This is a genomic window from Mesorhizobium sp. ES1-4 (assembly GCF_020164745.1).
Lineage (GTDB): Bacteria > Pseudomonadota > Alphaproteobacteria > Rhizobiales > Rhizobiaceae > Mesorhizobium.
In genome coordinates this window covers 1-18,536 of the sequence record NZ_JAIUGV010000028.1, presented here as the reverse complement: position 1 = coordinate 18,536, position 18,536 = coordinate 1, and the positions used below count along the sequence as shown (strand labels likewise).

At 57.9% G+C, this 18,536-nt stretch carries 17 protein-coding genes and 1 pseudogene; 17 read left to right on the top strand and 1 reads right to left on the bottom strand.

Going from position 1 to position 18,536, the window contains the following annotated elements; genetic code table 11:
- Positions 1 to 138 precede the first annotated feature (138 nt).
- The 12 genes from LB556_RS30195 (at position 139) to hydA (ending at position 14,463) form a co-directional block, all read left to right on the top strand.
- A complete protein-coding gene (locus tag LB556_RS30195; RefSeq protein WP_224571117.1) occupies positions 139 to 1,728 on the top strand; it encodes an ABC transporter substrate-binding protein in 1,590 nt (529 codons plus the stop codon).
- A gap of 129 nt (positions 1,729 to 1,857) precedes the next feature.
- The gene (locus LB556_RS30190; RefSeq protein WP_224571116.1) at positions 1,858 to 2,904 is read left to right on the top strand and encodes an ABC transporter permease; all 1,047 of its coding nucleotides are present in this window, start codon (positions 1,858 to 1,860) and stop codon (positions 2,902 to 2,904) included.
- Entirely contained in the window at positions 2,901 to 3,782 is an 882-nt protein-coding gene (locus LB556_RS30185; RefSeq protein ID WP_224571115.1) for an ABC transporter permease, read from the top strand. The genes LB556_RS30190 and LB556_RS30185 overlap by 4 nt, the downstream gene beginning before the upstream one ends.
- The gene (locus LB556_RS30180) at positions 3,779 to 5,446 is read left to right on the top strand and encodes a dipeptide ABC transporter ATP-binding protein (RefSeq protein ID WP_224571114.1); all 1,668 of its coding nucleotides are present in this window, start codon (positions 3,779 to 3,781) and stop codon (positions 5,444 to 5,446) included. Before LB556_RS30185 ends, LB556_RS30180 begins: the two co-directional genes overlap by 4 nt.
- Complete coding sequence (locus LB556_RS30175; protein WP_224571113.1) at positions 5,439 to 6,386, top strand: NAD-dependent epimerase/dehydratase family protein; 948 nt, start codon at positions 5,439 to 5,441, stop codon at positions 6,384 to 6,386. Before LB556_RS30180 ends, LB556_RS30175 begins: the two co-directional genes overlap by 8 nt.
- Positions 6,383 to 7,138 carry a 3-oxoacyl-ACP reductase family protein gene (locus tag LB556_RS30170; protein WP_224571112.1) on the top strand — a complete coding sequence of 252 codons (756 nt, stop codon included), beginning with the start codon at positions 6,383 to 6,385 and terminating at the stop codon, positions 7,136 to 7,138. The genes LB556_RS30175 and LB556_RS30170 overlap by 4 nt, the downstream gene beginning before the upstream one ends.
- Positions 7,139 to 7,870: 732 nt before the next feature.
- Positions 7,871 to 8,971, top strand: coding sequence for a sugar ABC transporter substrate-binding protein (locus LB556_RS30165; RefSeq protein WP_224571111.1), 1,101 nt, complete (start codon positions 7,871 to 7,873; stop codon positions 8,969 to 8,971).
- Positions 8,971 to 10,539 carry a sugar ABC transporter ATP-binding protein gene (locus LB556_RS30160; RefSeq protein WP_224571110.1) on the top strand — a complete coding sequence of 523 codons (1,569 nt, stop codon included), beginning with the start codon at positions 8,971 to 8,973 and terminating at the stop codon, positions 10,537 to 10,539. Before LB556_RS30165 ends, LB556_RS30160 begins: the two co-directional genes overlap by 1 nt.
- A gap of 19 nt (positions 10,540 to 10,558) precedes the next feature.
- The gene (locus LB556_RS30155) at positions 10,559 to 11,560 is read left to right on the top strand and encodes an ABC transporter permease (protein WP_224571109.1); all 1,002 of its coding nucleotides are present in this window, start codon (positions 10,559 to 10,561) and stop codon (positions 11,558 to 11,560) included.
- Between the two features lie 36 nt (positions 11,561 to 11,596).
- The gene (locus LB556_RS30150) at positions 11,597 to 11,950 is read left to right on the top strand and encodes a RidA family protein (RefSeq protein ID WP_057143224.1); all 354 of its coding nucleotides are present in this window, start codon (positions 11,597 to 11,599) and stop codon (positions 11,948 to 11,950) included.
- Positions 11,951 to 11,965: 15 nt separating this feature from the next.
- Complete coding sequence (locus tag LB556_RS30145; RefSeq protein ID WP_224571108.1) at positions 11,966 to 13,060, top strand: Ldh family oxidoreductase; 1,095 nt, start codon at positions 11,966 to 11,968, stop codon at positions 13,058 to 13,060.
- 11 nt (positions 13,061 to 13,071) lie between these two features.
- The gene (gene hydA, locus LB556_RS30140; protein WP_224571107.1) at positions 13,072 to 14,463 is read left to right on the top strand and encodes a dihydropyrimidinase; all 1,392 of its coding nucleotides are present in this window, start codon (positions 13,072 to 13,074) and stop codon (positions 14,461 to 14,463) included.
- A 55-nt stretch (positions 14,464 to 14,518) separates the two neighbouring features.
- Here hydA and LB556_RS30135 read toward each other — a convergent pair whose 3' ends face one another.
- Entirely contained in the window at positions 14,519 to 14,770 is a 252-nt protein-coding gene (locus LB556_RS30135) for a hypothetical protein (RefSeq protein ID WP_224571134.1), read from the bottom strand.
- A 148-nt stretch (positions 14,771 to 14,918) separates the two neighbouring features.
- Here LB556_RS30135 and LB556_RS31780 point away from each other — a divergent pair, with 148 nt between their 5' ends.
- From LB556_RS31780 to LB556_RS30110, 5 genes and pseudogenes are all read left to right on the top strand, one after another.
- On the top strand, positions 14,919 to 15,155 hold the full coding sequence (locus LB556_RS31780) for a UxaA family hydrolase (RefSeq protein WP_318011349.1): 237 nt from the start codon (positions 14,919 to 14,921) through the stop codon (positions 15,153 to 15,155).
- Positions 15,156 to 15,173: 18 nt separating this feature from the next.
- Positions 15,174 to 16,103, top strand: a complete 930-nt coding sequence (locus tag LB556_RS30125; protein WP_224571106.1) for an NAD-dependent epimerase/dehydratase family protein — start codon at positions 15,174 to 15,176, stop codon at positions 16,101 to 16,103.
- The gene (locus LB556_RS30120; RefSeq protein ID WP_224571105.1) at positions 16,100 to 16,828 is read left to right on the top strand and encodes an SDR family NAD(P)-dependent oxidoreductase; all 729 of its coding nucleotides are present in this window, start codon (positions 16,100 to 16,102) and stop codon (positions 16,826 to 16,828) included. Before LB556_RS30125 ends, LB556_RS30120 begins: the two co-directional genes overlap by 4 nt.
- Positions 16,829 to 16,933: 105 nt before the next feature.
- Positions 16,934 to 18,079, top strand: a complete 1,146-nt coding sequence (locus LB556_RS30115; RefSeq protein ID WP_224571104.1) for a fumarylacetoacetate hydrolase family protein — start codon at positions 16,934 to 16,936, stop codon at positions 18,077 to 18,079.
- Between the two features lie 20 nt (positions 18,080 to 18,099).
- A pseudogene (locus LB556_RS30110) lies at positions 18,100 to 18,370 on the top strand (aldehyde dehydrogenase family protein); the annotation flags it as partial.
- Between the last annotated feature and the right edge of the window lie 166 nt (positions 18,371 to 18,536).

The following is an 18,536-nucleotide window of genomic DNA, read 5'->3' as shown; positions in this document are numbered from 1 at the left end:
AGGTCTGGCGCAGATCAAGTCGTCGGCGTCGGAGGGCCGAGTGGCAAAAAGCCGCGGCGTTACTCAATTTATCCGGTCGGCCACGCGTGATCCGAGCGTGGCGACTTTCGTAAACACGGATTGATAGGGAGGATTCACATGCGCTCTAAAACCTGGTCAACGGTGCTTTCCGTGATGACCGCCGCATTGCTGTCGATGACATCGATGGCACTCGCTCAAACAGCAAACGAAACTCTGATCGTCGCCGGTCCGCGTACGCCGGAATCGGTGGATCAGGAATATCCTCCCACCGAAGCCGGCCATGAGGCCCGGCGCAACATCTTTGAACGTCTGCTCGTCTATGGCATGAAAACGGATGATAACGGTGCTCGGGTAGAGAACTTCAGCAAGATCGACGGCGCGCTCGCCGAGAGCTACGAAGTCTCCCCAGACCAAAAATCGATTACGTTCAAGCTGCGCAAAGGCGTCAAGAGCGCGGCCGGCAACGAGATGACGGCAGACGACGTCATGTGGACCTTCAAACGCGGATGGGACATGAAGGCCACGTTCCGCTGGTATATGACCCAGATCCTCAAGATCGAAAACTTCGAGGCGTTCCAGAAGATCGATCAGTACACTGTCAAGGTCTCGATACCCCATCCTTCGCTTCTCATCGACAGGCTCTGGATCAACAACGATCTCGGAATCATCGACTCGGCGGAGGCTCAAAAGCACGTTACGGCAGAAGATCCTTACGCGGCGCGCTTCATGGCGACCCATTCTGCGTCGTTCGCTCCCTACTACATCGCGAAATATTCGCCCGGGCAAGAAGTCGTCTATGAGGCCAACCCGAACTATTATCGCGGGGCCGCACGGCTCAAGAAAGTGATCTTTCGCGAGATGCCGACCTCGTCCAATCGTCTGGCTGCACTTCAGGCCGGCTCCATTGACGTCGCAGAATGGCTCACGCCGCGCGAGATTGCCCTCGTCGCCAAAATGCCGACCGTCAAGCTCTGGCAGGTGTTCGGCAACTATACGCACCGCCTTGAGATGAACAATGCAACGGCGCCCTTCGACAAGGTCGAAGTCCGTCAGGCCATGAACTACCTGGTCTCGCGCGATCAAATTGCATCGAGCGTGTATATGGGAACGGCCCGGCCGACCAAAAGCGTCGTCTCGGAGATCTATCCAGCCTACACCGAAGAAGCCTTTGCCTATGACGACAATGTGGAGAAGGCCAAGGAGCTGTTGGCCAAAGCTGGCTATCCGGAAGGTTTCAAGACGCAGATCGGCTATCGCACCGGCGAACCGATTGAAGAACAGATCGCCGTTATCTTGAAAACCTCCTTCGCCCGCGCCGGCATTGATGCCGAACTGGTGAAACTCCCGGCTTCGAGCCTTGTCGAGCGCTATTCGAAGGGCATGCTCCCGATGTACTTCATCCGCGACATGGCGATTGTGCCCGATGCCGCTTATGTGACGAACCTGTTCATCAACAGCCAGTCGATGGTGAACTATTCTCGATTTAATAACCCGGAAGTCGACGAGCTCATCAACAAAGCCCTAACTTCGACCGACGAGACTGCCCGCGAAGCGAGCATGAAAAGGGTGCAGGATCTGGTGATCGAAGGAGCGCCTTGGGTATTCCTTTTCAACCCAGGCTTCCAACTTGCGACCAGCATCAAGGTCACCGGTTTCTCCTGGTATACACCGAACAGCAACAGTTGGTATGACTTCGCGAAGCAATGACCGCAGTTGGGAGGTCGCGGCTGTGATGTCGGCTGCCTTGTCTTCTTAGCTCCTCATTAGGCCGCTTGCCGGCGTGCCGGCAAGCGGCCTAAGCGCCTTCTAAGACTGAGCTTTCTTTCGGAGATCTGCATGATTATCACGTTTAGACGACAATGGGAGGTGCTTCCACGCAGCCTTCAGATCATTCTCGGGCGCCTCGCACTTGTCGTACCACAGATGTTTGGCGTGCTGCTCGTCACCTTCTTTCTAATACGCCTGCTGCCTGGTGATCCGGCGGTTTTGTTGCTGGGCAACATGGCGACGCCGGAAGCTGTCGAGCAGTTGCGTGACCGGCTTGGACTGAACGACAGCATCTGGACGCAATTCCTCGTCTATTGCGGCAATGTTCTTCATGGCGATCTCGGAGTTTCCATCTTCACGTCCAATCCGGTGACGGTCGACCTGATGGAGCGCGGTCCTGCTACTATCGAGCTCATTTTCTACGGAATGATACTGACGGTCGTGATCGGCGTTGCCGTTGCCGTCATTTCAGTGCGGAAACCTGGAGGGACGGTCGATATTGTGTCGCGCTTCTACGGACTGGCGGCTGGAGCGATCCCCGATTTCTGGATCGGTCTGATCCTCATCTATGTATTCTTTACTTTGTTGGGTTGGGCAGCGGCGCCGTTCGGCCGTATTGATGTATTCCTCAATGCGCCTCCCCCGGTTACTGGCTTCTACACCATCGACGCGCTCCTGGCAGGAGATTTCGACGCGTTTCGTTCTGCTGCCGGCCGGCTGGTTCTTCCAGTCATTACGCTCGCGATCGTGAATGCGGGCGGTCTCATGAAGATGACGCAGAGTGTGTTCTCCGGAGTCTGGGAGAGCGATTTCGTACGGCATGCCCGCGCATGTGGCGTGCCTGAGCGCGTGATAATGCGCGCCGCGTTGCGGAATAGTCTGCCGCCAATCATCACGATGATCGGCTTTCTCGTCGGATTCCTACTCGGCGCGGCCGTCCTCGTCGAGACGATCTTCTCGTGGGGTGGTCTTGGGCAATACGCGGTGCAGGCGGTCATGAACAGCGACTATCCCGCCTTGCAAGGCTTCATCCTGGTAGCGGCGGCCTTCACCCTTCTTGTCTACCTCGTGGTGGACATTCTCTACGAACTCGTCGATCCGAGGATCAAGGTATGACCAGTTTTGGCTTCGCGCTCCGGCGGCCGGCTGCAATAATCGGCCTGTCGTTGCTTTTCCTTCAGATTGTCCTGATCATTTTCGCTCCGGCGGTGAGTCCCTACTCCCCGACAGAGGCCGATCCACTCGCGTCGCTATTGCCGCCTTCCAGTACTCATTGGCTTGGAACCGATATTTCGGGGATGGACATCCTATCGCGGATAATCTTCGCGACACGGATCAACCTTCTCATCAGCATCACCTCGGTTGCGCTCGCCTTTGTCATCGGTGTCCCGCTCGGGCTACTCGTCGGCTATTACCGCGGCTTTCTGTCTGGCCTGATCATGCGGATTTTCGACTTCGTGCAGGCTTTCCCGATCTTTGTTCTGGGAATGGCCCTAGTGTCGGTGATGGGCCAAGAGATCTGGAACGTCGCGACCGTCCTCGCGGTTCTCTTCATCCCGATCTTCGCCCGTCTCATTCGAGCTGAGGTTCTATCGCTTCGCGAACGCCCGTTCGTTGCTGCAGCTCGCTGCAGTGGCGCGACCGACGTGGACATCATGTTCCGCCACCTTCTGCCCAACGCATTGATGCCAGCGATGGTGCAGGTTTCGATTTCCATCGGAATGGCGATCCTTCTGACGGCTGGTTTGTCCTTTATCGGGGCCGGCGTAAGGATGCCTACACCAGAGTGGGGCCTGATGGTCTCTTCCGGAGCACAACAAATGATCCTCGGTGTCTGGTGGGTGTCGCTATTCCCCGGGCTGGCCATCGTGCTCGCGGTGCTCTGCTTCGCGCTTCTTGGTGACGTGGTGCGGGACCTCATGGATCCCATGAAAGCCCAGCAGTTCGCACGCGATCCGGAGATCGACCTTCAACCGATCGGAGATAACCGATGAGAGCCCCTGAGGAAGCGATGAAGCCCGTATTGGCTGTCGAGAGGCTCTCTGTCTCCTTCGGTACGCCGCATGGCGAGACCAAGGTCCTGCGCGACGTGGAATTCACTCTCGCGCCGAACGAAATACTTGGCATTGTAGGAGAGACCGGCGCGGGCAAGTCTGTGCTTGCGCGCGCGATCATCGATCTGCTGCCCAAAGGCGGCCGGATGACCTCGGGTGAGGTGCGAGTCAACGGAAAGCCCGTGGGCAAGATGACCGAGGCCGAACGCCGGGCGATGAGAGGGGGCCAGATCGCGTTGATCGGAACAAATGCCAAAGCGCTTCTCGATCCTGTCGAAACCGTCGGCAATCAGATCGTCCGTGTTCTGCAGAGCCATAGCCGGCTGAACCGAAAGGCGGCCTGGACAAAAGCCGTGCAACTCCTTGCCGACGTCGGAATCGTCAACCCGGAGCAACGGGCGCGAGCGTATCCGCATGAGCTTTCTGGCGGCATGGCTCAGCGCGTCGTCATCGCCATGGCCCTTGTGACGGAGCCGAAAATTCTATTGGCTGACGATGCGACGTTGGGTCTCGACGCTACCGTCTCCGTGCAGGTGCTGGACATGCTAGTTCAACGCTCGCGCGAACTGGGACTCTCGGTCGTTCTGATCACGCACGATCTTGGCATCATTGCTCACTACTGCAACCGTGTCGCCGTCATGCGCGAAGGACGGGTCGTCGAGCTTCGAGAGGTAAGCGAGTTCCTCAAGCAACCCGAAGCGGTTTACAGCCGCGAACTTCTTGCGGCAGCCAAGGTTCGGCCGATCCCCACGCTTCGCTCCATCGGCGGTTCAGAAATGGCGCTACTCGAGGTTTCGAACCTCGTGAAAATCTTCCCGGGTAATCGTCCAGGTCAAGTTGTGCGTGCCGTCGATCATGTCTCTTTTACGATAAAGCGTGGAGAAACTCTGGCGCTGGTCGGAGAAAGCGGCTCAGGCAAGACGACGGTCGGGCAGTGCCTTGTTCGTCTTATCGAAGCCAGTTCAGGCAGCATTCGTTTTGACGGCAACGACCTGCTGACGACGGCGCAAGCTCGGTTCAGGCCGCTCCGCCGACGTATCCAGATGGTTTTCCAGGAGCCGTATGTTGCGCTCAATCCAAGATGGCGTGTGCGCCATCTGGTCGACGAGCCGCTGCGTATGCTGGAGAAAATGTCGGCCGACGAGCGGCTGAAGCGTGTGCACCAAGTTTTGGACCTCGTTAATATGCCGGCCCATTACGCGGAACGGTTTCCACACGAGTTGACTGCGGGTGAACAGAAACGCGTCGGTATGGCGCGCGCCTTGGTGACGGAGCCCGATTTCGTCATCTTCGACGAACCGACGACGGCTCTCGACATCAGGGTTCGAGGCCAGATCATTGACCTTGTCCGCGATCTTCAGACCCGCATGAAGCTGTCTGCCCTTTTCATTACCCACGACTTGAATTCGGTGCGATCGCTCGCACACGACGTGGCTGTGATGAACCGCGGGCGTATCGTGGAGGCGGGCTCTATGGAGACCGTCTTCTCCGATCCGAAAGATCCGTACACTGCCAAGCTGCTTTCTGCCGAACTTGCGATCGAGCATGAGACCGAAGCACGCGTTGCAAGGCGGCCTAAATCTGCGGAGGAACGCGTTGGCTGATCTTTCCATTCTCGTAACTGGGGCCTCGGGCCTTATTGGTCAGCGAATTCTGCGACGGTTGCAGCGATCACAACGCAACGCGGTCGGCATCGATATCTCTTCGAAACCTGGACAGATTCCCGTTCACATTGCCGACCTGTGCGATATCCATCGCCTACACGGCATCGCCTCCCAGGAAGACGTCGGTTCTGTTATCCATTGTGGTGCTGTTTCCGGGCCGATGGTGATGATCGACAATCCTTACGGGATTGTTCAGGCCAATATCGTGGGGACGGCGAATATAATTGAGCTTGCCCGCATCCACCGCATGAGAAGAGTGGTGTTCTGCTCTTCGACCAGCGTCTACGGGCCGACAGATGAGCCGCCAGCGGGTTCAAAGGGTGTTCCCGAGAACGCGGTATTGCGTCCTACCAGTGTGTATGGCGCCACCAAGGTTGCAGGAGAGCAGATCGTCGCTGCGTACCGGAAACAGCACGGGCTGGACGCCGTAGCCGTCCGCCTATCCTGGGTGTATGGACCCGGACGTACGACGGATTGCGTCATCCGGACCATGATTGAAGATGCGCATGGCGGACGGCAGACGTGTCTTGAATGGGGGCGAGACTTTCCCCGGCAGTTCATTCATGTGGACGACGCGGTCGACGCCCTGCTCACCGCCCACGATGCGGTGACCTGTCCCGGTGCCGCCTACACCGCTACGGGCGGGAGCTTTCTGACTATCGGCGAGGTCTCCCAGATTGTGCGGCGGGTACTGGGCCAGCCCGAGATCGATGTTCAGCCGGGCCCTGATCCACTCGACGATTATCAGCATCGTTTCGATATTTCCGCCATTGAACGCGATCTGGGCTTTCGTCCCGCACTCTCGCTCGAGCAAGGGGTGGACGCTTATTCACAATGGCTAAAAGTGCCGCTAACACGAGAGTTCCAGGAGAAACCATGACCAACTTCAGTCTTGTCGGCCGCACTGCGCTTGTGACCGGAGGTAGCCGTGGCATAGGCGCTGCGATCGTGGAACTCTTTGCGGCCAATGGCTGCAAGGTGGGTTATTGCCAGTTTGGCGACGACGCCAACGCGGCAATCCTTGCAGCAAAACTCTCAGACTCTGGAAAATCTGTTGCTCATACGGTCTGTGATGTTTCGAAGGAAGACCAGGTCGACCAGCTGGCCGCCTGGAGCCGTGATGCGTTGGGGAGTGTCGACATTCTCGTAAACTGTGCCGGCATCGGTGGCGACCTGCTGTTCGAGGAGCTGACGGTCGACGCCTTCGACAGGATGATCGGTGTTCATCTACGCGGGACATTTTTGGTAACCCGGCAGTTTTACCCGTCGATGAGGGACCGCGGCTGGGGGCGCATCATTAATTTTTCCTCGCAACTCGCCTACAAAGGAGCGCCAGGCCAATCCCATTATTGCGCGGCAAAAGCCGGCATCGTCGGCTTCACGCGCGCACTGGCCTATGAGGCGGCGCCAAACGGCGTGACGGTCAATTCCATTGCGCCAGGCCCGGTCGAAACCGACATGCTGATGGGACTGAGCGACGGATGGCGCGCCATGAAGCAGGCGCAGTTGCCTATCGGCCGCTTCGGCCGTGTCGATGAAATTGCCCCGACCGCGTTGCTTCTTGCTTCGGATTCAGGGTCTTTCTACGTCGGTCAGACCCTTTCACCTAATGGAGGCGACGTCCTTCTGTGAGAGACGAGAACGCCGTGTTTGATCTGATCATCAAGAATGGCAGGGTCGCAACTGCCTCGGATGATGTTTGCGCTGGAGGGCTGGGACGATTCTAGCTTTCCCGACGATGGTGAACCAACTGAAGACGAGTACAACGCAGCAGCCGTTGGGGATAGATGCCAACAAAGTCGCTATCAGGCATGCTGTGCCGATTGGGCAACCGACGCAGTGCCGTAACACCTCCTGCTAGATTTGGTCGATTGAGCATGTGCGGACGCTACACCAGATATCTGACCTGGTCGGAAATCCACCGGCTCTATCGACTGACGTCGCCAGCCGAAACCGGTCGCAACGATGCCCCTCGCTACAATATCGCGTCGACCGAGGAAGTTCCTTTGTCACTGCTGACGAAGATGACAATCACAAGCTCCGCGAAGGTCGCTGGTGGCTCGTTCCCTTCTAGGCAAAGGAGATGCCCAAGGCGGCCATGTTCAACGCAAGAATCGAGGCGTTGACACGGCGCCGGCCTTTCGAGACGCGTTCAAGTCGAAGCGTTGTCTGATCCCGGCCGCGCGCCGCCTAGATTTAATGGCCGGGAAGCTCAAGAATTTCGTTATGTTGCTCCCTCATTCTTCATTTTTTCTGACCGCTCGGCTTCAATTTATTCCGCTTGTCCTGTGAAATTTTCGGCACCAATCTCTGTCCCGAGCACAGCATAAAACCAAGCAGATGCTCTAAAAGAGGAGAACAAAAATGAAGAGCCTACTGATGGCTTCGGCCATTTCCGCTGCCATTTATGGATCCTTCTTCGCAGCGGCCACGTCAGCGAATGCGACTGATCTGGACGCGATGAAGGCCGAGATCGCAAAGCATCAGCGGGTCCCGGAATTCGTCGCCGCGGGCGAACCGTTCGATGCCACGAATTGCATGAAGGGAAAGAAGATCCTGTCAGTGCCGTTCTCAAACAGCATCGCATTCGTAAACACTGTCATGGAAGCGATGACGACGGCTGCAAAGAAGGTCGGGTTCCAGTTTGATCAATACAAGAACAGCGGCCAGCATTCTCAGTGGATCCAAGGCATCCAACATGGCATCAATCAGAAATACGACCTGATAGACCTCTTCGCTCCGGACCTTCTGTCGCTCGTGCCTCAGGCACAGGAAGCCAAGAAGGCAGGCATACCCGTCGTGGCTTCCCACGACGGCGGCTTCGACCAGAAGCGCCCTGATGCATTCCTGTCCGTGCCGATCGATTACCAGAAAGCTGGTGAGCTCGAAGCCATGTGGGCGATAACCAAGACCGAAGGCAAGGCCAACGTCCTGGTTATCACGGCTCTCGACTCCTTCTCGTCTGAAGCGATCGTGAAGGGCGTGAAGACCACCTTGGACAAGTGTGGGGACTGCAAGGTCGAATACGTGAACGTCGCGGTCGGTGACTGGTCCTCGCGCATCCAGCCTCTCGTGCAGGCTGCGCTGCTGAGGAATCCGAAGATGAACTTCATAATCCCGACATACGACGACATGGCTCGCTACGTCGTTCCGGCGGTGGAACTGACGCAATCCAGCGATCGGGTGAAGATCGCAACTTTCAATGGCACCCCCGCTATCCTCGATCTCGTGCGTCGAGGCAAGATCGACATGGACATCGGCGAAAACCTGGATTGGATCGGTCACGGCGTAATTGATGCCGAGATGCGGATCGTCTGCGGGCTTCCGCACATCAAGGATCCCAAGATCCCGCTCTACATCTTCGACAAGTCCAACGTTGAGGCCGCTGGTGTTCCCGCCAAGGCATCGGCTGGTATGGGTGACGCGTATGTTGAAGGCTACAAAAAGCTCTGGATGCTGAAATAATGCCGCCCGCTGTGGAAAAGGGCGAGGATATTCCTCGCCCTAACCTCGTCATCAAAGGGATGTCCAAGTCATTTGGTGGCGTCCAGGCGCTTTCGAATATCGACCTGACCGTAAATCACGGCGAGATACATGGCCTTCTCGGCCAGAACGGCTCCGGCAAGTCGACGTTGATTAAGATCCTGAGCGGATTCCACGAGCCGAACGGCGAAGGATCAATCGAGCTCGGAGGCCGCCAGCTCAAGCTTCCCATTCTGCCAAACGAGTCCGCAGCTCATGGCATCTCGATCGTCCACCAGTCCCTTGGGCTCGTGCAGAGCCTGACAGTGACGGAGAACCTGTTCGTCGATCGCCTCGTCAGGAAATCGAACTGGTCGATCAGATGGTCCAAGGCTCGCCAAGACGCGAGAAACCTGCTTCGCAAATATCAGCTGGATATTCATCCAGACGCTCGCGTTTCGGATATCCCCCCAGTCGAACGCGCCCTGCTGTCTATAGTTCGAGCGTTCCATGAACTGGGCGACATAGACGAGTCTGAAGGCAAGCTTCTCATCCTCGACGAGCCGACTCCATTCCTGTCGGCTGCCGATGTCAAACGGCTATTCAGTTTGGTACGCACAGTGGCGGAACGCGGGGTGAGCGTCATTTTCGTCTCGCACGATATCGACGAGGTAAAGGAGCTTACTCACCGGGCGACCGTCCTCAGGAACGGCAAAGTGGCCGCTACTCTGGATACAGCCACCAGCTCCCGAAAGGAATTCATCAAAGCGATCGTCGGAAGAGACGTCGAGTTTGAGCAACGTGTTTCGATCCAGCATTCGGGCACCGCTGCGGTCAAGATAGATGGCATGACCTCGCAGGGACTGGCGCCGTTTGATCTCACCGCGAAGCGTGGCGAGGTTATAGGCCTTACTGGGCTACTGGGTTCTGGCTACGACAAGGTTCCATATCTGCTATATGGGGCTCATACTGCCAAAGGTGGTGCAATGACAATAAATGGTCGGAAGGTTCCGTTGGCATCGCAGACCACTGTGAATGCCATCAAGCAGCGGATCGTACTGATCCCCGCCGACCGCCAGAAGGAAGGAATCGTTTCGGAATTCTCGATCGCAGAGAACCTCGCGCTCCCTGTCCTCGGCAAAAACATTTCCAACTGGTTCGTGCGCCGCAGCGGCATCGACAAGAACGCCCTGCCTCTGGTGCGCGACTATGACATCAGACCTTCCAATAGCTCGCTTCCCTTGAAAGCGCTCAGTGGTGGTAACCAACAGAAGGTCGTCCTCGCGAAGTGGTTGCAGACAAACCCTGAGCTAATTCTCCTGGATGAGCCTACGCAGGGCGTCGACATTGGCGCCCGAGACCAGATCTTCAGGATGATCTCGCAGGCGGCCCGCGCTGGAGCCTGCGTTCTATGCGCGAGTTCCGATCACGAACAACTGGCGGCCATTTGCGACCGCGTCCTCGTTTTCGCTCGAGGTCGGGTAGTTGCCGAACTCTCATCGGATCAGGTTACGAAGGAACAGATCACAGAGAGCTGTTTCACGAGTCTCGAACCGGTATTCTCGAATTGACCAGCGGCAGGAGTTGAACATGGCCGATCTCACAATCCAGGGTCAGAGCATGAACCAGAGCGACCGTCGTGAAATTCTAGTGGAACTGGAAAGGTTCGGCCTCCTGTTGGTTTGGATGGCGATCATCGCGCTTTTCGCCTTCCTTCTTCCGGACATCTTCCTGACTTGGCCGAATTTCTCCAGCATGTTCGGCTCGCAGGCGGTTCTGGTGATCCTCACGCTTGGCCTGATCATCCCGCTCACCGCCGGCGACATGGACGTATCGGTGGCCCAAGTCTTGGTACTGTCATCGATGATGTTCGCGGTCCTCAATGTCGACCACGCGTGGGGAGTCTTCCCCTCTTTGCTTGCCGCGGTCGCGGGGGGTGTCGCCGTGGGCTTGGTGAATGCCTTCTTCATCCTGTATTTCCGCATCCATTCGTTGATCGTGACACTGGGAACGGGAACTTTTCTTCACGGCATAACCCTCTGGATCAGCGACTCCCGCACGATCAGCGGAATCGATCAGAGAGTGGTCGACGCAGTGCTGACGGTCAGACTCTTCGGCATCTCGTTGAGCTTTTACTACGCAGTCGCGATGTGCCTGCTCCTGACCTATCTACTGGGCTTCACCTCGGTGGGTCGAAAGATCCTCTTTGTCGGAAAGGGCCGCGACGTGGCCCGCCTGAGCGGCATTGCGGTGGATCGTGTCCGCCTTGGCTGCCTCGTGGCTTCGGCGATCATCGCATCGCTTGCCGGAATAGTGTTCGCCGGAACCTCGGGCGCAGCGGATCCGAACTCCGGAACGTCGCTGCTGCTCCCAGCATTCGCTGCAGCGTATCTCGGAGCGACGACCATCAGCCCCGGACGCTTCAACCCAATCGGTACCTTCATCGCCGTCTACGCCCTGGTCACAGGTATTTCCGGTCTCTCCCTGATGGGTATCGACACATACGTGCAGGATCTCTTCTACGGCGGAGCGCTCGTGGTAGCCGTGGCGCTGTCGCAACTGGTTCGCGGGCGCCAAGAGTCCCTGACATAAACCGCACTGAAGCGACAATTCTACGAGGAGACTTCCATGATCGAACGCCAGAATTCAAATCGTCGCATGAGCCAGATCGTGACATTCCCGCTGTCTGGCACGGGGGTGATGTTGGCCGGCCAGGTGGCCGACACCAAGACCCTGGATGTCGAAGGCCAGACAAAGGAAGTCTTATCAAAAATCGACGCTCTCCTAAAACAGGCAGAAGCCTCCAAGGAACAGGTCGTCTCCGCGTGGATCTGGCTGAAAGACATCAAGGATTTCGACAAGATGAACGCGCACTGGGATGCCTGGGTGGCTCCTGGCCAAGCTCCAGCCAGGGCCTGCGTGGAGTCCAACCTGGCATTCGAGGAACTCCTCGTCGAAATCCAGGTCATGGCCGTAAAATAGAGCAAGGATGCAGTTGTGAACGGTGCTTCAACGGCCGGCGGCTACCGAGCGGCGGATCTGGTCGGCTACGCGACGGAGCTGCTGGCAGGGGTGGGTTTGCCACAGGAAAAGGCAAGCCGGACCGCTGAAATCCTTGTGGAAGGAGACATGCTGGGCCACACGACCCACGGCTTGGCCCTTCTTCCCGGGTACCTTAGCGCGTTGCAAGATGGATCGATGTCGAAAGACGGCGATCACCTCGTCGTAGCCGACAGCGGTGCTACGGCGACATGGGACGGGAGACGACTGCCTGGTCCTTGGCTGGTCAGCACAGGCATCGAGCTTGGCATCGCGCGAGCGAAAATGCATGGGTCATTTACCCTCGCGATCCGTCGAAGCCATCATATCGCGTGCTTGGCGGCTTACCTGCAAAAGGCGACTGACGAGGGTCTCGTCATCCTCGTGGCAAGCTCGGACCCGACGGTAGAGAGCGTGGCACCTTTCGGCGGCACTCGTCGGATGATCACGCCGAATCCGCTGGCGGCTGGCATTCCGACAAGCGGGAAACCCATACTGCTCGACATCAGCATGTCGACGACAACGAATGCCATGGTGACACGGGCCCGCGACCAAGGGGCGGCTCTGCCACACAGCTGGCTGCTGGATGCAGATGGAACTCCAACGTCGGACCCCGGAGCATTCTTCACCGATCCGCCGGGAAGCATTCTCCCGCTCGGCGGCACCGAATTGGGCTACAAGGGTTTCGGACTGGGTTTGCTGATCGAAGCTCTCACCTCGGGACTCGGCGGCCATGGGCGCGCTGACCCCGCAGAGGGATGGGGCGCGTCGGTGTTCATTCAGCTCTTCGATCCAACGGCATTCGGCGGATGGGACAGTTTCAACCGCCAACTCGACGTTTTAGCCGACCGGGTTCGCCAGAATCCGCCCGTTCCCGGAAACGATAAGGTCCGGCTGCCAGGCGAACGCGGTCTCGACCTCAAAGCTAGGCAGTTGCGGTCCGGCGTGGAGCTTCATGCCTCGATCATGCCTGCACTGAAAACATGGGCAACGAAACTCTGGGTTCAGATACCGCGAATCCAAGAACCGATTGAGCTCACCGAACAAAGCTGAAAGAGAAAACGATGGATACGATTATCAAGAACGGCACTGTCGTGACCGCCGGCATGGAGTCGGCCGCAGACGTAGGGATCGAAGATGGCAAGATCGTCGCCATTGCCGCCAACCTGGACCCGTCTCTCGCAAAGCGGGTCGTAGACGCCAAGGGCTGCTACGTCATCCCGGGCGGCGTCGATGTCCACACGCATCTGGATACGCCTGTTTTCAATTCGGTGACCGCAGACGACTTCAGGACTGGCACGATCGCCGCCGCCTGCGGCGGAACCACTTCAATCGTCGATTTCTGCCAGCAGGAGATCGGTCAATCCCTGGCCGACGCCCTCGCCACTTGGCACGAAAAGGCGAAGGGCAAGGCATGCATCGACTACGGCTTCCATGTGATCGTGGTGGACCTCACGGACGACGTGGAGGCGGAAATGCGGAAACTTCCAGCAAACGGAGTTTCCAGCTTCAAGCTGTTCATGGCCTACAAGGGGATGCTTGGCATCGACGACGGCACTCTTGTCAGAGCGCTGGATGTCGCCAAGGATGCGGGTGCACTCGTGATGGTGCATGCCGAGAACGGCGACGCTGCCGACTACTTGCGAAAGAAAGCCCTCGCCAGAGGCGATATCGAGCCGAAGTTCCACGCCGAAACGAGACCGCCGCGCGTAGAAGCGGAAGCGACCGCTCGCGCGATCGCTCTGGCAGAGATCGTAGGCACTTCGATCTACATCGTGCATCTCACATGCGAAGAGGCGCTGGAGGCGCTTTTCGACGGGCGTCTGCGCGGCGTCGACGCTCTGGCGGAGACGTGCACTCAGTATCTCTACACCACCAAGGAAGACCTCGCGCGCCCCAATTTCGAGGGCGCAAAGTACGTCTTCACCCCTCCCGCACGCTCGCGAAAGGATCAAGAGTTGCTGTGGCGTGCGCTGGCTCAAGGAACCCTCCAGACCGTGTCCTCTGACCATTCGACCTGGAACTGGAAGGGTCAGAAGGACATGGGAAAGGACGACTTCACCAAGATCCCGAACGGCGCCCCTGGCATCGAGGAGCGGCTCATGATGGTCTACCGGGGCGTTCGTCAGGGCCGCATGAGCATCACGCAGTTCGTGGATATGGTCTCCACGAGACCTGCCCGTACATTCGGCCTCTTTCCACGAAAGGGCACCATCGCGATCGGAAGCGATGCCGACGTGGTGATCTGGGATCCAGAGGCGAAGTTCAAAATGACTTCGGCCGAACTCCATCACAATGTCGACTACACCCCGTACGAGGGTGCCGACATCCAGGGCGCGCCCCGCACGGTTCTTCTGCGTGGCGAGGAGATCGTTTCCGACCGTCAGTACGTGGGACAGATCGGCTCAGGCCAATTCCTGAAACGCAAGACGTTCCGGGGCAGCGGCACCATCTAAAGCGAAACTTCCGGAATTTCAGGAACAGGCCCGCACGTTTGGAACGTGCGGCCGGTCACGGATCAACATGACCCAGTCCAAGACACAGTCCCCCCGCACGCTTCGCCTGAATGTCGAAGACAATTTGATAATCGCGATCGACCGAATAGCCCACGGAACCACGATTCGGCAGGTGACAGCCCAAGTGGATATACCTCATGGTCATAAGATGTCGATCCGATCCCGGCAAGCTGGCGATCTTATCATCAAGTTCGGCCAGGTCACCGGTTTCGCCGGAGAGCGAACGGCAGCCGGTGACTGGCTCCATACCCATATTGGAGGCGATTTATCACTATGCCGGGCAGACAACCCAGAAGGGCTTCCTGTTCATGGACACCCGGGATACGATCACGCGGCTGCGACCGGCCAGGGCGGCGCGAACGTGATCTGCCTCACGACAGGCAGAGGCTCGGCCTATGGTTGCAATCCCACCCCTCGATCAAGCTGGCGACCAACTCCGAATGTATCGCCATGTGGTGGAGGACGTGGATATTCAACTGCGGCGATGTCGTGGACGGTGTCAGCATCGGGAGAAGGGGCAGCAGATCTTCGACGAGATCCTGGCCGTGGCTTCGGGCAAGAGGACCAAGTCCGAGGCGCTTGGATACGGTGAAGCGGAATACGTTCCGTGGCAACTAGGTGCCATAATGTAAGGCACCAAGGGGATCTTCATGAAAGCTTTAGTGACAGGTTCATCGGGGTTCGTAGGCCAGGCCCTATGCCGTTCCCTTGTCGAGCAGGGACACGACGTTCTTGCCCTGGATGCCATGAAACGCGACGACGACCGCCTAACCGTTGTCTGCGACCTGCTGGACAGCCCTAAGCTGCAGGGGTTGGCTGAGGAGTTTCGAGCTACGAAGATCGTTCACTGTGGCGGGGTCTCAGGCCCTATGCTTCTGGTCGACCAACCGTCCTTAATAAGTGACATCAACGTGAAGGGCACTGTGAACCTTCTTGAAATAGCCCGGAAGACCGGAGCCGACCGCTTTATTTTTTGTTCGTCCATCGCCGTCTACGGCGGTGCATACACTGTCAATCCAGTTCCCGAGAACGTCCCTCTGTTCCCAACGACGGTATACGCGGCCACGAAGGTAGCAGCAGAAGCACTGGTCACTGCTTACGCAGTCTCGTTCGGCCTATCAGCGACTAGCCTGAGGATAGGTAAGGTGTTTGGCCCAAGCCGCGCGACTGCATGCGAGATGAGGACACTGATCTCGGATGCCCTTGAGGGACGCTCGACTTTATTGACGGCACCTCCCAGTTACCTACACCACTACATCTACATCGATGACGTCGTCATGGCGATCGAGCGCGCCATGACAGCCAATGCAGAGTTCAATCCGGCCTACAATATCGTAAGTCCCGAAGATCCCAGCCTCGACCAAATCGTGGAATTTTTACGAGACGAATTGCCTTCGGCCAACATCCATTTCGCCTGCGACGCTTCTATCTCAGCGGAACGGATACCTACGCTTAGTTGCCAAGCCGCGTCTCGAGACCTGAACTTTCAGGCGCCGACCGCCATTCGCGAAGGAGTCCGCCGCTATGCCTCGCATATCGCCCGATGCCGGCATGATGGTAGCGCGAGGACTTCCAGATGACGAGCAATCTCCTCGCCGGACGTTCCGCTCTGATAATAGGCGGAAAAAGCGGTATCGGTGCGGCTGTGGCTCGGCAGATGACCGGCGCTGGGGCGCGCGTCGCGGTCGCCGACATTCCGCCCAATGTTCTGCCGCAACGTTTTGCAAAGACCTTCCTGGAGTGCGACGTGCGGTGCGAGGCCAGCGTCTCCGTGGCCATTGGTGCAACTATCGAGGAATTCGGCAAGCTAGACATCCTCGTGAACAACGCGGCCGTAGCTAACGGAAAGCCATTCCTGGACATGGGCTGGGAAGAATGGAACCGGACGCTGCAGATCAACTTGAACGGCGTCGCATACGGTATGAAGCATGCCTTACCACACATGATCGAGCGCGGTTACGGGAGGATCATCAACACGGCCTCCCAGCTCGCCCACAAGCCTGCCCCCGACAACGCTGCGTATTGCGCTTCCAAGGCAGCCGTCGTCGCGCTTTCTGCATCCGTCGCGCAAGAGGTAGCCGCTACCGGAGTTACGGTGAACTGCGTGTGCCCGGGTCCGACCGATACGCCCATGTGGCGGGGTAGTGACGAAGCCTGGAAGACGTGGAAGGTTTCCCAGCTGCCAATCAAGCGCGTAGGCACCCACGACGAGATTGCGTCGGCCTACATCTATCTGGCGAGTGAAGGTGCAAGCTTCATGATCGGGCAGAGCATCTCTCCCAACGGCGGTGACGTAATGTGGTGACCGACGTGTAGCCGGCTCACGAAAGCACCAATTGTGTCCGCTACGCCCCGCCTGTCGGTTGGGCGGAGCGAAGGCTTCGCCGAAAAGTATAAATCGAGGTTTAGGATGAATCACTCTGCTTTCTCTACGGGGACTTTCGTCGGTCGCATGTGGATGCCGCAGGCTCAAGGTCCAAGTGTTGTCACCCTAAGAAACGGCGACCTCGTCGATATCACTTCGAAGGTTTTACCTACTGTCCGTGATCTCTTGGAACTACAGGATCCCACGTCCGTCGTGAGGGCTGCCGACGGTCGTCGGATTGCTTCGGTTTCTGATGCCCTTGCCTTGGATGTTGATCGATCGAAGGACGGGCTACGTCTCCTAGCGCCTTGCGATCTCCAGGCGATCAAGGCCTGCGGTGTGACGTTTGCACGCTCGATGGTGGAACGGGTCATTGAAGAGCGCGCTGCCGGAAACCCAGCGCTTGCAGAATCGATCCGGGCGAAAGTAGGAGACTTGATCGGCGAGAGCCTGCGGAATGTGAAGGCGGGTTCGGAGGAGGCCGCCAAGGTAAAGGAGATCCTGATTAAGGAAGGCCTTTGGTCTCAGTATCTCGAGGTGGGCATCGGCCCCGACGCCGAGGTGTTCACGAAGTCCCAGGTGATGTCATCGGTTGGACATGGAGACGATGTCGGACTCCACCCCATCTCCAAGTGGTCGAATCCAGAGCCGGAGATAGTTCTCGCCGTGAATTCCGCCGGCATTGTCCAGGGCGCCAGCTTGGGAAATGACGTGAACCTGCGGGATGTCGAGGGGCGGTCAGCTCTCCTCTTGGGAAGGGCCAAGGACAACAACGCATCTTGCTCGATCGGTCCCTTTATCCGCCTGTTCGATGACACCTACACTCTCGACGATGTTCGCGCCGCAGAGCTCACGCTGACCGTGAAGGGCGAAGATGGATTCGAACTCACGGGCCGAAGTAGCATGAGCGAGATCAGCCGGGACCCGCCGGATCTGGTTTCTCAAACCATCGGGACACATCATCAGTACCCCGACGGGTTCATGCTTTTCATGGGTACGCTCTTCGCACCCACGAAGGACCGCGACGAGGCTGGACAGGGCTTCACTCACAAGATCGGCGACCTCGTCACGATCTCGAACGAGAAGCTTGGATTGCTCACGAACAGGGTGCGCCTCTCCACGCAGTGCGACCCGTGGACATTCGGTTCGTCACACCTGATGCGAAACCTGGCCCATCGAGGCCTGATCTAGGCAGAACGCGCGAAATGGAAATGACAATCTTCAGAAACCTGATCAATGGCGAATGGATCGCTCCCCACGAAAGCTCGCGCAATGTGAGCCCATCGGACGCGAACGATCTCGTAGGTGAGTATGCGCGCAACCGCCGTCGACGTGCAGCAGGCCATAAGTGCCGCAAAGGCGGCATTCCCCGCATGGTCACGTTCAGGAATCATGCAGCGCCACGCGATCCTGAAGAAAGCGGGCGACGAGATCATGGCTCGCAAGGATGAGCTTGGTTCGTTGCTCTTGCGCGAGGAGGGCATGGGCCACGAGAGCAGGGACGCTACCCGAGTTCTACACTTCGGTGAAGACGGCCTACACGGCAGCCTGAAGCCATCAGGCAAGCTAGTCTAGTCACCTGAATCTGAAGTTCGGTTCATTGTCTTCTGGCAGAAGCGCTTGACCGACGCGAGGATTTGGTCGGCTG